This window comes from Pseudomonas sp. S3(2024), from assembly GCF_036861315.1.
GTDB classification, from domain to species: Bacteria; Pseudomonadota; Gammaproteobacteria; order Pseudomonadales; family Pseudomonadaceae; genus Aquipseudomonas; species Aquipseudomonas putida_A.
In genome coordinates, this window is the sequence record NZ_JAZAQQ010000003.1 from 42173 (window position 1) to 56284 (window position 14112).

Sequence of the window (14112 nt, forward strand, 5' to 3'; positions counted from 1 at the left end):
TTACTGCACAGGCCGAGCCTTCAGGGTTGCCGGCCACTGCTCAAGCAACAAGGAACCCACGCGTATGCGCGTTGCGATACTGGACGATGAACCCGCCGAACTGCGTCGGGTCGAGCAAACCCTGCAGCAGATGGCTGCGGAGGGAGACCAGCCTTGGTCGTTGCACAGCTTTGAACGGGGCGAGGACCTGTTGCGCCAATTGCGGCGGGACACCTTCGACCTGCTGATCCTCGACTGGCAACTGCCCGACCTGTCCGGCCTGGCGCTGCTGCGCTGGACCCGCGAACACATGGAGGCGCCGCCCGCCGCGATCATGCTGACCAGCCGCGACGGCGAAAGCGATATCGTCCAGGCGCTGAACGCCGGTGCCGACGATTACGTCAGCAAACCGTTCCGCCCCAACGAGCTGAAAGCCCGAGTCGCCGCTGTACTGCGCCGGCACAGCCAGCAACGCAGTAGCGCTGCCGAAGTCCTGAGTTTCAATGACCTGACCTTCGACGATGCCGAACTGAGCGTCACCCGCGAGGGCAAGGCAGTGGTCATGACGGAGCGTGAATACCGCCTGGCGCGCTGCCTGTTCAGTAACCTGGGTCGGCCATTGTCGCGGGAGTACCTGTACGAACGCTTCTGGCCCCACGAAGAAGTCGCTTCGTCACGGCCGCTGGATACGCACATTTATCGCCTGCGCAACAAGCTGGGACTGACGGCGGATCGCGGTTGGCAGTTGCTGACGATTTATGGGTATGGGTATCGGTTGGAGAGTGTGACGGTTGCATCCGAGTAAAAACAAAAGATCGCAGCCTGCGGCAGCTCCTACCGGTAATCCATGTGGAGCTGCCGTAGGCTGCGATCTTTTGATCTGTCAATAAAAAGGCCAACGCATGAGCGTTGGCCTTTTTGTTTGCCGCCGGCCGGGATCAGAAATCCAGGTTCGAAACCGCCAGCGCATTGCTCTCGATGAAGTCACGGCGAGGTTCGACCGCATCACCCATCAGGGTGTTGAAGATCTGGTCTGCGCCAATGGCGTCTTCGATGGTGACTTTCAGCATGCGGCGCACGCTTGGGTCCATGGTGGTTTCCCACAGCTGATCCGGGTTCATTTCACCCAGACCTTTGTAGCGCTGGATGGTGTGGCGCTTGGTGCTTTCGGCCATCAGCCAGTCGAGGGCTTCCTTGAACTCGGTGACCGCTTTCTTGCGCTCGCCACGCTGGATGTACGCGCCTTCGTCAAGCAGGGTGCTCAGTTGAGCGCCGAGGGTGACGACGGTCTTGTAGTCGTTGCTGCCGAAGAAGTCGCGGTTGAAGGTGACGTAGTTCGACAGGCCGTGGGAGATCAGCTCGACCTCTGGCAGCCAAACGCCACGTTCACGATCTTCACGCAGGCTGGCCTTGTAGACCAGGCCCGACTTCTCGACGGTGCGCAGACGCACTTCGTACTGAGCCAGCCAGTCCTGCATCTTGGCGTGGTCGCCGAGCATTTCCAGGCTCACGGCCGGCAGGTAGATGAAGTGTTCGGTCAGTTCCTGCGGGTACAGGCGCGACAGACGCTTGAGGGTCTTCATCACCATGCGGAAGTCGTTCACCAGACGCTCGAGCGCTTCACCGGAAATGCCCGGAGCCTCTTCGTTCAGGTGCAGGCTCGCATCTTCCAGAGCCGACTGCGTCATGTACTCTTCCATGGCGTCGTCGTCTTTGATGTATTGCTCTTGCTTGCCTTTCTTGACCTTGTACAGCGGCGGCTGGGCGATGTAGATGTAGCCGCGCTCGATCAGCTCCGGCAACTGACGGAAGAAGAAGGTCAGCAGCAGGGTACGGATGTGCGAACCGTCGACGTCAGCATCGGTCATGATGATGATGTTGTGATAGCGCAGCTTGTCGATGTTGTACTCTTCGCGACCGATACCGCAGCCGAGTGCAGTGATCAGCGTGCCCACTTCCTGGGACGAGATCATCTTGTCGAAGCGTGCTTTCTCGACGTTGAGGATCTTGCCCTTCAGCGGCAGGATCGCCTGGGTCTTGCGGTTACGTCCCTGCTTGGCAGAGCCGCCCGCGGAGTCACCTTCCACGAGGTACAGTTCGGACAGCGCAGGATCTTTTTCCTGGCAGTCAGCGAGCTTGCCCGGCAGACCGGCGATGTCCAGCGCGCCTTTGCGGCGGGTCATCTCACGGGCCTTGCGCGCCGCTTCACGGGCACGGGCCGCGTCGATCATCTTGCCGACGACCAGCTTGGCTTCGTTCGGGTTTTCCAGCAGGAAGTCGGAGAAGTACTTGCCCATCTCCTGCTCGACCGCGGTCTTCACTTCGGAAGACACCAGCTTGTCTTTGGTCTGCGAGCTGAACTTCGGATCCGGCACTTTTACCGAGATGATCGCGGTCAGGCCTTCACGGGCATCGTCACCGGTGGTCGCGACTTTGTGCTTCTTCGCCAGACCTTCCTGCTCGATATAGTTGTTCAGGTTACGCGTCAGTGCGGAACGGAAACCCACCAGGTGAGTACCGCCGTCGCGCTGCGGAATGTTGTTGGTGAAGCACAACAGGTTCTCGTTGAAGCTGTCGTTCCATTGCAGGGCGATTTCTACGCCGATGCCGTCTTCACGCTGGATGTTGAAGTGGAACACCTGGTTGACCGCAGTCTTGTTGGTGTTCAGGTATTCAACGAACGCACGCAGGCCGCCTTCGTACTTGAACAGCTCTTCCTTGCCGCTGCGCTCGTCCTTGAGGACGATGCCGACACCGGAGTTGAGGAACGATAGTTCACGAATGCGCTTGGCCAGAATGTCCCAGCTGAAGTGAATGTTCTTGAAGGTTTCGCTGGAAGCCTTGAAGTGGATCTGGGTACCGGTGGTTTCGCTGTCGCCAACGATCGCCATCGGCGCCTGAGGTACACCGTGGACGTAGGTCTGTTCCCAGATCTTGCCGCTGCGGCGTACGGTCAATACCAGCTCTTCGGACAGGGCGTTTACGACCGACACACCTACACCGTGCAGACCGCCGGATACCTTGTAGGAGTTGTCGTCGAACTTACCGCCAGCGTGGAGGACGGTCATGATGACCTCGGCGGCGGAAACGCCTTCCTCTTTGTGCACGTCTACCGGGATGCCACGGCCGTTGTCTTTGACGGTGATGGACTCATCCGGGTGGATGATGATGCTGATGTCGTCGCAGTGGCCGGCGAGGGCTTCGTCGATCGAGTTGTCGACCACCTCGAACACCATGTGGTGCAGACCGCTGCCATCGTCGGTGTCACCAATGTACATACCGGGACGTTTGCGTACGGCATCCAGGCCTTTCAGCACTTTAATGCTCGTTGAGTCGTACGTATTTTCTTCGCTCAATGCCTTCACTCCCGATGGTCGTGGGTCTGGGTGATACGGCCCTGTTCCACGTGGAACAGAGCGACTGGCGTTTCCGTCTGCCAGCCTTCCCTCAATAATTCGTGATCTACACAGGTGATGAAAACCTGGCAGCGTAAGTCTTCCAGCAAGCGGCACAGCGCGCGACGGTGGCTTTCGTCCAGCTCGGACGGCAAGTCATCCACCAGATAAATACACTGGCCGCGTCGGGCCTGGCTCACCAGATGCCCCTGGGCAATTCGCAGGGCGCAGACCACCAGCTTCTGCTGACCCCGGGACAAGATGTCCGCGGCATTGTGTGCGCCCAATCTAAGGCGCAAGTCAGCGCGTTGCGGTCCGGCCTGGGTATGACCCATTTGCTGGTCCCGTTGCACGGAGCCAGCCAGTACGGCACTCAATTCCCGGTCCTTGTCCCAGCCTCGGTAATAGCTGAGCGTCAAACCTTCAAGCTCAACCAGTTCGCTCAAGGTTTGTTCAAAGACTGGTTTCAAGGCTTTGATGTAAGCGCGGCGGTATTCATCGATTTCAGCGCTGGCCTGGCACAGCTCCCTGTCCCAAACCGCTTGCGAAACGGCGTCAAGTGTACCATGCCGCAGCCAGGAGTTTCTCTGGCGCAAGGCCTTCTGCAAACGCTGCCAGGTCGCCATGAAACGCGGTTCGACGTGGAACACGCCCCAATCGAGAAACTGCCGGCGAATCTTCGGCGCACCTTCGAGCAGGCGGAAGCTGTCGGGGTTGATCAGTTGCAATGGCAGGATCTCGGCCAGTTGCGCGGCACTGCGAGCGTTCTGCCCGTCGATGCGGATCTGGAACTCGCCCTGACGGTCGCGAGATATCCCCAACGCACTGTGGCCACCCTCGGCCAGTTCGACCTGACCGAACACCGTGCAGGCGAGTTGCTCGTACTGGATGACCGGCAACAGCCGCGTGCTACGAAACGAACGGGCAAGCCCCAGCAGATGAATGGCTTCCAGAACACTGGTTTTGCCGCTGCCGTTGGCGCCGTAAAGAATGTTGATGCGGGGGGAGGGGGAGAAGGTCACCGGGTGCAGATTGCGCACCGCGGTGACCGAAACACGACTTAAGGACATCCAGGATCAGCTGATTACAGACGCATCGGCATGACAACATAAGCCGAGTCGTCATTGTCGGACTCTTGCACCAGCGCACTGCTGTTGGAGTCGGACAGGATCAGGCGAACCTGTTCGGTGGTCATCACGCCCAGCACGTCGAGCAGGTAGCTCACGTTGAAGCCGATTTCCAGCGAACCGCCGTTGTATTCAACGCCCACTTCTTCTTCCGCTTCTTCCTGCTCCGGGTTGTTGGCCTGGATCTTCAACTGACCGTTGGCCAGTTGCAGACGGATGCCGCGGTATTTCTCGTTAGACAGAATCGCAGTACGGCTGAACGCTTCACGCAGGGCCTGACGATCGCCCAGTACCAGCTTGTCACCACCCTTCGGCAGAACGCGCTCATAGTCCGGGAACTTGCCGTCGACCAGCTTCGAGGTGAAGGTGAATTCGCCGGTGGTGGCGCGGATGTGGTGTTGACCCAGAACGATGCTGACGTTGCCATCCGGTTCGGTGAGCAGACGCGCCAGTTCCAGAATGCCTTTGCGTGGCACGATCACCTGGTGACGATCCGGCTGACCGATATCGGCCTGCATCGAGCACATGGCCAGACGGTGACCGTCGGTTGCCACGGCGCGGATCACACCGGCCGAGACTTCCAGCAGCATGCCGTTGAGGTAGTAGCGCACGTCCTGCTGGGCCATGGCGAAGCTGGTGCGTTCGATCAGGCGACGCAGTTTGCTCTGCTCCAGGCTGCAGGTCAGCGAACCCGGGCCTTCTTCAACCGTCGGGAAATCATTGGCGGGCAGGGTCGACAGGGTGAAACGGCTACGGCCGGCCTTCACGACCAGCTTCTGCTCGTCGACCTTGATGTCGATCAGCGCGTCGTTGGGCAGGCTCTTGCAGATGTCCATCAGCTTGCGCGCAGGCACGGTGATGGAGCCGGTTTCAGCCGGCTCTTCGAGTTGCACGCGACCGACCAGCTCGACTTCCAGATCGGTACCGGTCAGCGACAGTTGCTGGCCATCGACGACCAACAGCACGTTGGACAGTACCGGCAAGGTCTGTCGGCGCTCGACGACGCCTGCGACCAGTTGCAGGGGTTTCAACAGGGCTTCGCGTTGAATGGTGAAATGCATGGTCTAGTCCCTTGCCTTAATAAGCTGCGCTGGAGTTCATCAAGTGGTCAGTGTACGCAGCAGGTTCTTGTAGTCCTCGCGGATGTCCGCGTCGGATTCCTTAAGTTCGTTGATCTTGCGGCAGGCGTGCAACACCGTCGTGTGGTCGCGACCACCAAACACATCGCCGATTTCCGGCAGGCTGTGGTTGGTCAGTTCCTTGGACAATGCCATGGCCACCTGACGCGGGCGTGCCACCGAGCGCGAACGGCGCTTGGACAGCAGGTCGGAAATCTTGATCTTGTAGTACTCGGCGACAGTGCGCTGAATGTTATCCACAGAGACCAGTTTGTCCTGCAGTGCCAACAAGTCTTTCAGGGATTCGCGGATCAACTCGATGGTGATGTCGCGGCCCATGAAGTGCGAGTGGGCGATCACGCGTTTCAGCGCGCCTTCCAGCTCACGGACGTTGGAACGAATTCGTTGGGCGATGAAGAACGCCGCATCGTGAGGCAACTCGACTTTGGCCTGGTCGGCCTTCTTCATCAAGATCGCCACACGGGTTTCCAGCTCCGGCGGCTCGACGGCAACCGTCAGGCCCCAACCGAAGCGGGATTTGAGGCGCTCTTCAAGGCCTTCAATTTCTTTCGGGTAGCGGTCACTGGTAAGAATGACCTGCTGGCCACCTTCAAGCAGGGCGTTGAAGGTGTGGAAAAACTCTTCCTGGGAACGCTCTTTACGGGCGAAGAACTGAATATCGTCGATCAGCAGAGCGTCCACCGAACGATAGAAACGCTTGAACTCGTTGATCGCGTTCAGTTGCAGCGCCTTGACCATGTCGGCCACGAAGCGCTCGGAATGCAGGTACACAACCTTGGCATTCGGGTTCTTCTTTAATAAATGGTTACCCACTGCGTGCATCAAGTGAGTTTTACCCAGGCCGACGCCGCCATAAAGGAACAGCGGGTTGTAACCGTGCTTGGGATTGTCCGCCACCTGCCAGGCTGCCGCGCGGGCGAGCTGGTTGGACTTGCCTTCGACGAAGTTCTCGAAGGTGAAGGTGCGGTTCAGGTAACTGGTGTGCTTGAGCGCGCCTTCGACCTGAACGGTGCGCTGTTCGGCGCGAACCGGGGCCTGTTGCGAGGCCGCACCGGCCATCGGGTCAAAGCTGTCGCGGGACGGCTCTTCACTGACTTCCTCGGTTTTCTGCGTCGAGCGCTTGGCCGGAGCTGCACTTGGAGCGGGTGCTGGCGCACTGGCCGGCACGGTATTGGCCTGAGCCTGGGACACCTGCGCAGCGGCCAACGGCGCGTTCGGCGCGGCACGCGGTGCCGAGCTGCGTTTGCTGCCTATTAATAAGGAAAGCGCTGGCGCCATGCCGTTGCCGTGCTCATCCAGCAGTTCAAGGACGCGACCGAGGTACTTTTCGTTGACCCAGTCCAGCACAAAACGGTTCGGTGCGTAGACGCGCAACTCGTCGCCTTCGGCTTCGACCTGTAGTGGACGGATCCAGGTGTTGAATTGTTGGGCAGGCAGCTCCTCGCGCAAAAGCTCCACGCACTGCTGCCAAAGTTCCACTGACACGGATATCCCCTAAGTTGAAAGCCGGTGAGGCAAAAACAAGCGGCCATTGTAGCGGCGAGCCGTCCACTTATCCACATGCAGGTTGTGTGGTGACCATGATTAATCAATGCGTTAACCGGTAAAAAGGCGACCAACGGTGTGTGCATAAGCTCTGTGGATAACCGCCTCTGAGGGCACTGGACAACTGGGGGTGGAACTCGGTGGATAACCAGCCTGTGGATAACAGGCCATTCCACACACAGGTTATCCGACAGCGCAGCACAGGCTGAACACGGTTTTCCACTGTAGTTGTCATTCTCTGTACATCCCGCTCTACAAGGGCTGAAGGTGGTTATCCACAGAAGACGGCTGCCCTAGCTTTTACAAGCTTTACAGAAAAGCTTTAAATAATTCCCTTCTTTATTTTTATGTCTGGCAAACAGGATTTCGCTTCCGGAAGCTCCAGAGATCTATTTATAAGGAAACGTTGGTTGGAAATTGACCTGAGGGCTTGCTTTCTCTAGAATCCCCGGTCTCTTAAAACGGGGGCCATTCCGGCCCGTTGTGGACGAACCAGGTAACACGACATGAAACGTACTTTCCAACCAAGCACTATCAAACGCGCTCGTACCCACGGTTTCCGTGCTCGCATGGCTACCAAGAACGGTCGCGCTGTCCTGTCGCGTCGTCGCGCCAAAGGTCGTGCGCGTCTGGCAGTTTGATAATCCGGTACTGGAGGTGAGTCAGGACTTCAGTCGGGAAAAGCGTCTGCTTACCCCCCGGCATTTCAAGGCAGTCTTTGACTCCCCTACCGGCAAGGTTCCGGGGAAAAATCTCCTGCTCCTTGCGCGCAACAACGATCTTGATCACCCCCGTCTCGGGCTGGTTATCGGGAAAAAGAGCGTAAAGCTCTCCGTTGAGCGCAATCGCCTCAAACGTCTGATGCGCGAATCGTTCCGTCTGCACCAGGATTCTCTGGTCGGCTGGGATATCGTTATCGTCGCGCGCAAAGGTTTGGGCGACGTAGAAAACCCCGAATTGATTCAGCATTTCGGCAAACTCTGGAAGCGTCTGGCCCGTAACAAGCCAGTTCCAGCAGTCAAAACCGAAACTGTAGGGGTAGACAGTCCAGATGCGTAAACTGGCACTCGTTCCGATCCAGTTTTATCGCTACGCCATTAGTCCTTTGATGGCCAGTCACTGTCGTTTCTACCCCAGTTGTTCTTGCTACGCGTATGAAGCCATCGAAAATCATGGCCTTCTGCGCGGTGGCTGGCTGGCCTTTCGTCGTTTAGGTCGCTGTCATCCGTGGAATCCCGGTGGTTATGACCCGGTTCCACCTATCCCTACCTCCCGTTCTTCTTCGATGGCCGAGTAATCATGGATATCAAACGCACGATCCTGATCGTCGCCCTGGCAATCGTGTCCTACGTTATGGTTCTTAAATGGAACCAGGACTATGGCCAGGCTGCCCTGCCGACTCAGAATGTTGCTTCCAGTACGACTGCATCCGGTTTGCCGGACACCGTTCCTGGCAATAACGCTTCCGCCAGTGACGATATTCCGCGTGCCGCAAGCGACACCAGCGCACCTGTGGAAACCCCGGTCGCTGCCAGCAAGGATCTGATCCAGGTCAAAACCGACGTGCTCGATCTGGCGATCGATCCCCAGGGCGGTGACGTTGCTCAACTGACTTTGCCACTGTATCCACGTCGTCAGGATCGTCCTGATGTACCGTTCCAGCTGTTCGACAACGGCGGCGAACGTACTTATCTGGCACAAAGCGGCCTGATCGGCACCAACGGTCCGGACGCAAGCCCGGCCGGTCGTCCGGTTTACGCCTCGGAGAAGAAAAGTTATCAACTGGCTGACGGTCAGGACCAACTGGTCGTCGACCTGAAGTTCAGCAAGGACGGCGTCAACTACATCAAGCGTTTCACCCTGAAACGCGGCCTGTATGACGTGACCGTGACCTACCTTGTGGATAACCAGAGCGCTCAGCCTTGGTCGGGTTCGATGTTCGCCCAACTGAAGCGCGACGCCAGTGCCGACCCTTCGTCGACCACTGCCACCGGCACCGCGACTTACCTGGGCGCTGCCCTGTGGACAAGTTCCGAGCCGTACAAGAAAGTGTCCATGAAAGACATGGACAAAGGTCAGCTCAAGGAAACCGTCACCGGTGGCTGGGTAGCCTGGCTGCAACACTACTTCGTGACTGCATGGGTTGCGCCGAAGGGCGAAAACAACATTGTTCAGACGCGTAAGGACAGCAAAGGCAACTACATCATCGGTTACACCGGTCCTTCGCTGACCGCTGCACCGGGTGCCAAAGTTGAAACCAGCGCCATTCTGTACGCCGGGCCGAAAAGCCAGGCCGTACTGAAACAGTTATCCCCAGGTCTGGAACTGACAGTCGACTACGGCATTCTGTGGTTCATCGCTCAGCCGATCTTCTGGTTGCTGCAACACATCCACGCGATCGTGGGTAACTGGGGCTGGTCGATCATCTTCCTGACCATGTTGATCAAAGGGATCTTCTTCCCGCTGTCGGCTGCCAGCTACAAATCCATGGCGCGCATGCGTGCCGTAGCACCGAAACTGGCTGCACTGAAAGAGCAACATGGCGATGACCGGCAGAAAATGTCGCAAGCCATGATGGAGCTGTACAAGAAAGAGAAGATCAATCCGCTGGGCGGCTGCTTGCCGATCCTCGTGCAGATGCCGGTTTTCCTTTCGCTGTACTGGGTTCTGCTGGAAAGCGTGGAAATGCGCCAGGCGCCGTTCATGCTGTGGATCACCGACCTGTCGATCAAGGATCCGTTCTTCATCCTGCCGATCATCATGGGCGCGACCATGTTCATTCAGCAGCGTCTGAACCCGACTCCACCGGATCCGATGCAGGCGAAGGTCATGAAAATGATGCCAATCATCTTCACCTTCTTCTTCCTGTGGTTCCCGGCTGGTCTGGTGCTGTACTGGGTTGTGAACAACTGCCTGTCGATTGCCCAACAGTGGTACATCACGCGTAAGATCGAAGCGGCGACGAAAAAAGCCGAGGCGTAACTTACTCTGTGGATAACACCACTCAAAACGCCCCCTAGTGGGGCGTTTTGCTATCTGCCACTTTTGTCTGGATTCCGGTTTATGAGCATACCTCGTGAAACCATCGCTGCTGTCGCCACCGCTCAAGGTCGCGGCGGTGTCGGCATCGTCCGTATTTCCGGACCGTTGGCCAGCGTTGCAGCCAAAGCCATCAGCGGCCGTGAACTAAACCCGCGTTACGCGCATTACGGTCCGTTTTTCAGTGCTGATCAGCAGGTGTTGGACGAAGGACTGGCCCTGTATTTCCCGGGACCAAACTCGTTCACTGGCGAAGATGTGCTGGAGTTGCAGGGGCACGGTGGCCCGATCGTCCTCGATATGCTGCTCAAGCGTTGCCTGGAACTGGGTTGCCGTCTGGCTCGCCCGGGTGAATTCAGCGAGCGCGCGTTCCTCAATGACAAACTCGACCTGGCTCAGGCCGAGGCGATCGCCGACCTGATCGAAGCCAGTTCTGCACAGGCTGCTCGCAATGCCTTGCGCTCCCTGCAGGGGGCGTTTTCCCAGCGTGTGCATAACCTCACCGAACAATTGATCGGCCTGCGCATCTACGTCGAAGCCGCCATCGACTTCCCGGAAGAGGAAATCGATTTCCTGGCCGACGGTCACGTACTGAGCATGCTCGACAAGGTACGTGAAGAGTTATCCACCGTGCTGCGTGAAGCCGGGCAGGGCGCGTTGTTGCGAGATGGCATGACGGTGGTGATCGCCGGTCGTCCAAATGCCGGCAAGTCCAGCCTGTTGAATGCCCTGGCTGGACGCGAAGCCGCGATCGTGACCGAAATTGCGGGCACCACCCGGGATATCCTGCGCGAACATATCCACATCGACGGCATGCCGTTGCACGTGGTTGACACCGCAGGGCTGCGCGATACCGACGATCAGGTGGAAAAAATAGGCGTCGAGCGTGCGTTGAAAGCGATCACTGAAGCGGATCGGGTGCTGCTGGTAGTCGATGCCACCGCACCGGAAGCTGCAGATCCGTTTGCTCTGTGGCCGGAATTTCTCGAAACCCGTCCGGATCCGGCGAAAGTCACCTTGATTCGCAACAAGGCTGACCTGACGGGTGAAGCGATCGCTCTGGAAGTCAGCGACGATGGCCACGTGACCATCAGCCTCAGCGCCAAATCCGCTGGCGAAGGGCTGGAATTGCTGCGCGAACACCTCAAGGCCTGCATGGGCTATGAGCAAACCTCGGAAAGCAGCTTCAGTGCCCGTCGCCGTCATCTGGAGGCTCTGCGCCATGCCAGTGCAGCGCTGGAACATGGTCGCGCACAGCTGACGTTGGCCGGTGCCGGTGAGCTGCTGGCCGAGGATTTACGTCAGGCCCAGCACTCTCTGGGAGAAATCACCGGGGCATTCAGCTCCGATGACCTGCTTGGCCGGATCTTCTCCAGCTTCTGCATCGGTAAATGACCAAATGGGCTGTGGACAATTTATCCACAGCCCTTTGGTTTCACCAGTTGTAAGACACCGTACCGAGTAAGGTGCGATCTTCGCCCCAGTAGCAACGCCCAGCATCGTTGCATCCCGACACATATTCCTTGTCGAACAGGTTCTTGGCGTTCAGGTCGACGCTCCAGTGCGTGTCAATCTGATAGCCGATTGCCGCATCCACCAACGTGACGTCGCCGGCGTCCAGCTTGCCGTACAGCGAAGGCGAGGTGTAGGCGAAGGCACTGTCGAAGTAACGCACGCCACCACCCACGTACAAACCTTTCAAATCGCCATCGAGGAAACGGTACTTGGTCCAGACCGACGCCTGATTTCGTGGCACGCCGGTCATCTGGTGGCCTTTGACCAACGAGGTCGCCGCGTCCTTGGTAATCCGCGCGTCGGTGTAGGTGTATGCCGCTGTCACATTGAGGTTCTGGGTCAGATTGCTGTTGAGTTCCAGCTCCACGCCTTTGGAACGGCTTTCGCCTACCTGGCGGTAGGTCGATGTGGTCGAGTCGAAGTAGGTGTCGTCCTTTTTGCGCAAGTCATATACCGACGCGGTGAACGCGGTATCCCAGCCGATCGGTTCGTACTTGAGGCCCACTTCGTATTGGCTGCTGGTGATCGGATCGAGCGGTGTGCCGGCATTGGAAATCTGCTGTACCGGTACGAACGAGGTGGAATAGCTGACATACGGCGTCATGCCGTTATCGAACTGGTACATCACGCCGCCCTGGTAGGTGAACTTCTTGTCCTCGGAACTGATGTTACTGCCCTTGGCCACTTTGTCGCGGAAATCACTGTCGACCCAGTCCTGGCGCCCGCCGAGCAAGAACAACCAGTGGTCATATTTGCTCTGGATCTGGGCATAAACACCTTTCATCTGTTGTTCGAGCAGGGTGTTCTGCACCGCAATCGGTGTAGTCGGATCGCGCAAGTAAACCGGGTCGTAGATATCGATTGGCCCGACGATGCCAGCATTCCAGTCCTGATTGAACGAAGTGCGGTCGTAGCTGGCGCCGAACAGCACGGTGTTTTCCAGCTCGCCGACCTGGAATTTGCCTTCCAGTTGGTTATCCAGCGAATACACCATGGATTTGTTGAAGCGATCGTACGCGGTCATGTTCAGGCGCGTGCCGAAGCCTGCGTTATTGAGGTTGCCCGGCCACGTTTCATGGCGGGTGATCCGCGACTGCATGTAGCGCGAGTTCTGGCGGAACTGCCAGTCATCGTTGAAGGAATGGCTGAACTCATAACCGGTGCTCCAGGTTTCCCGTTCGAAGGTGTTCCAGTCCGGATCGCCAAGCATGGTGCCTTTGGATAGCTTGCCGTTGGGATTGCTCAGCAATGTGCCGGCCGCCGGCAGACCCAGTTCCATATTGGTGTGATCTTTCTGGTAGTTGGCCAGCAGGGTCAGGGTGTTGAAGTCGTCGAAATTCAGCGTCAGCGACGGGGCGATGTAAATGCGGTCATCCGGTACGTGATCGGTCTGGGTGTCGGACTTGCGTCCGAGCATCACCACTCGTCCCAACACATTGCCGCTGTCGTTGAGTGGCCCGGACACATCGATGCCAATCTGCCGGCGATTATTCGAGCCATAACCCAGTTGCACTTCGCCTCGTGGAGCTGCGGTCGGCCGCTTGCTCACCAGATTCACCAGGCCGCCCGGGGCGTTTTCCCCATAGAGCAAGGACGATGGTCCACGGAAAATTTCCACGCGCTCCAAACCGTAAGGTTCGGTGCTGGTGTCATAACGGTTGCCTTGCACGCGAAGTCCATCGCGCAACAGGCCGTAGCCGTAATCGGTGGCGTTGAAACCACGAATGAAAAACAGATCGCCGGCCAGGCTGTCGCCCGCTGCAAACGGTGGGGCGAAGATGCCGGGAACGTAGCCGAGTACCTCGGTGAGCGTCTGAGATTTCTGATCTTTCATGCGCTGGGCGGTCACCACCGATACCGAACGCGGCGTTTCCGACAACGGCGTGCTGGTTTTCGTACCGATCCGGCTGTTCTGCGCCCTATAGCCGACGTCGGCGGCGTAATCCAGATCCATCGGATTGGCCAATTGCCCGTTGATGTTGGTCGGGGCCAGCTCCAGCAAATCACCATTTGGCAGCGCCTGCAGAATGTAGCTACCCGGCGCTTGGGGTACGGCTTGCAAACCTGAGCCTTGCAGCAGTTGGGCGAATCCCTGTTCGACGGTGAAGTTGCCGTTCAGTCCGGTACTGCGTAAACGGTTGGTCTGCTGCGGCGAGAACGACAGAATCACGTTTGCAGTGGAGGCGAATTGGCTCAAAGCATTGTCCAGCGGGCCGGCAGCAATGGTGTAGCGCTGCGCGACCGTTGCCGCGAAGGCGTTATTGGTCACTGCCAGGCAGGACGCGGCACTGGTCATCAGTAGGCTGTAGGCAATGCAGTGGTGGGAAAAACGCTGACGGAACGTGGGAAGACGCATGTGTGGATAAGCCCTGA

General features: G+C 58.1%; 11 protein-coding genes. 6 read left to right on the forward strand and 5 right to left on the reverse strand.

Going from position 1 to position 14112, the window contains the following annotated elements; genetic code table 11:
* Positions 1-64: 64 nt before the first annotated feature.
* Positions 65-784 carry a response regulator transcription factor gene (locus tag VLA07_RS09415; protein WP_134785067.1) on the forward strand — a complete coding sequence of 240 codons (720 nt, stop codon included), beginning with the start codon at positions 65-67 and terminating at the stop codon, positions 782-784.
* Positions 785-917: 133 nt separating this feature from the next.
* Here VLA07_RS09415 and gyrB read toward each other — a convergent pair whose 3' ends face one another.
* The 4 genes from gyrB to dnaA are packed head-to-tail and all read right to left on the reverse strand — an operon-like array spanning position 918 to position 7125.
* Positions 918-3335, reverse strand: a complete 2418-nt coding sequence (gene gyrB / locus VLA07_RS09420) for a DNA topoisomerase (ATP-hydrolyzing) subunit B (protein WP_007960764.1) — start codon at positions 3333-3335, stop codon at positions 918-920.
* A 5-nt stretch (positions 3336-3340) separates the two neighbouring features.
* On the reverse strand, positions 3341-4444 hold the full coding sequence (recF, locus tag VLA07_RS09425; RefSeq protein WP_003220208.1) for a DNA replication/repair protein RecF: 1104 nt from the start codon (positions 4442-4444) through the stop codon (positions 3341-3343).
* Between the two features lie 14 nt (positions 4445-4458).
* On the reverse strand, positions 4459-5562 hold the full coding sequence (gene dnaN / locus VLA07_RS09430) for a DNA polymerase III subunit beta (RefSeq protein ID WP_003220202.1): 1104 nt from the start codon (positions 5560-5562) through the stop codon (positions 4459-4461).
* A 39-nt stretch (positions 5563-5601) separates the two neighbouring features.
* Positions 5602-7125: a chromosomal replication initiator protein DnaA gene (dnaA, locus tag VLA07_RS09435; RefSeq protein ID WP_095139791.1), complete on the reverse strand. Its 1524-nt coding sequence runs from the start codon at positions 7123-7125 to the stop codon at positions 5602-5604.
* A gap of 566 nt (positions 7126-7691) precedes the next feature.
* On the opposite strand from dnaA, the gene rpmH reads away from it, so the two are divergent.
* From rpmH to mnmE, 5 genes are all read left to right on the forward strand, one after another.
* Positions 7692-7826: a 50S ribosomal protein L34 gene (rpmH, locus tag VLA07_RS09440; protein ID WP_003213577.1), complete on the forward strand. Its 135-nt coding sequence runs from the start codon at positions 7692-7694 to the stop codon at positions 7824-7826.
* A 16-nt stretch (positions 7827-7842) separates the two neighbouring features.
* Entirely contained in the window at positions 7843-8244 is a 402-nt protein-coding gene (rnpA, locus tag VLA07_RS09445) for a ribonuclease P protein component (RefSeq protein ID WP_011336726.1), read from the forward strand.
* Entirely contained in the window at positions 8237-8482 is a 246-nt protein-coding gene (yidD, locus tag VLA07_RS09450; protein WP_080761984.1) for a membrane protein insertion efficiency factor YidD, read from the forward strand. The genes rnpA and yidD overlap by 8 nt, the downstream gene beginning before the upstream one ends.
* A 2-nt stretch (positions 8483-8484) precedes the next feature.
* Positions 8485-10167, forward strand: coding sequence for a membrane protein insertase YidC (gene yidC / locus VLA07_RS09455; RefSeq protein ID WP_027610285.1), 1683 nt, complete (start codon positions 8485-8487; stop codon positions 10165-10167).
* Positions 10168-10248: 81 nt separating this feature from the next.
* Complete coding sequence (gene mnmE, locus VLA07_RS09460) at positions 10249-11619, forward strand: tRNA uridine-5-carboxymethylaminomethyl(34) synthesis GTPase MnmE (protein WP_247267115.1); 1371 nt, start codon at positions 10249-10251, stop codon at positions 11617-11619.
* A 40-nt stretch (positions 11620-11659) separates the two neighbouring features.
* Here the strand turns inward: mnmE and VLA07_RS09465 are convergent, their stop codons facing one another.
* On the reverse strand, positions 11660-14095 hold the full coding sequence (locus VLA07_RS09465; RefSeq protein WP_333989105.1) for a TonB-dependent siderophore receptor: 2436 nt from the start codon (positions 14093-14095) through the stop codon (positions 11660-11662).
* Positions 14096-14112: the final 17 nt, after the last annotated feature.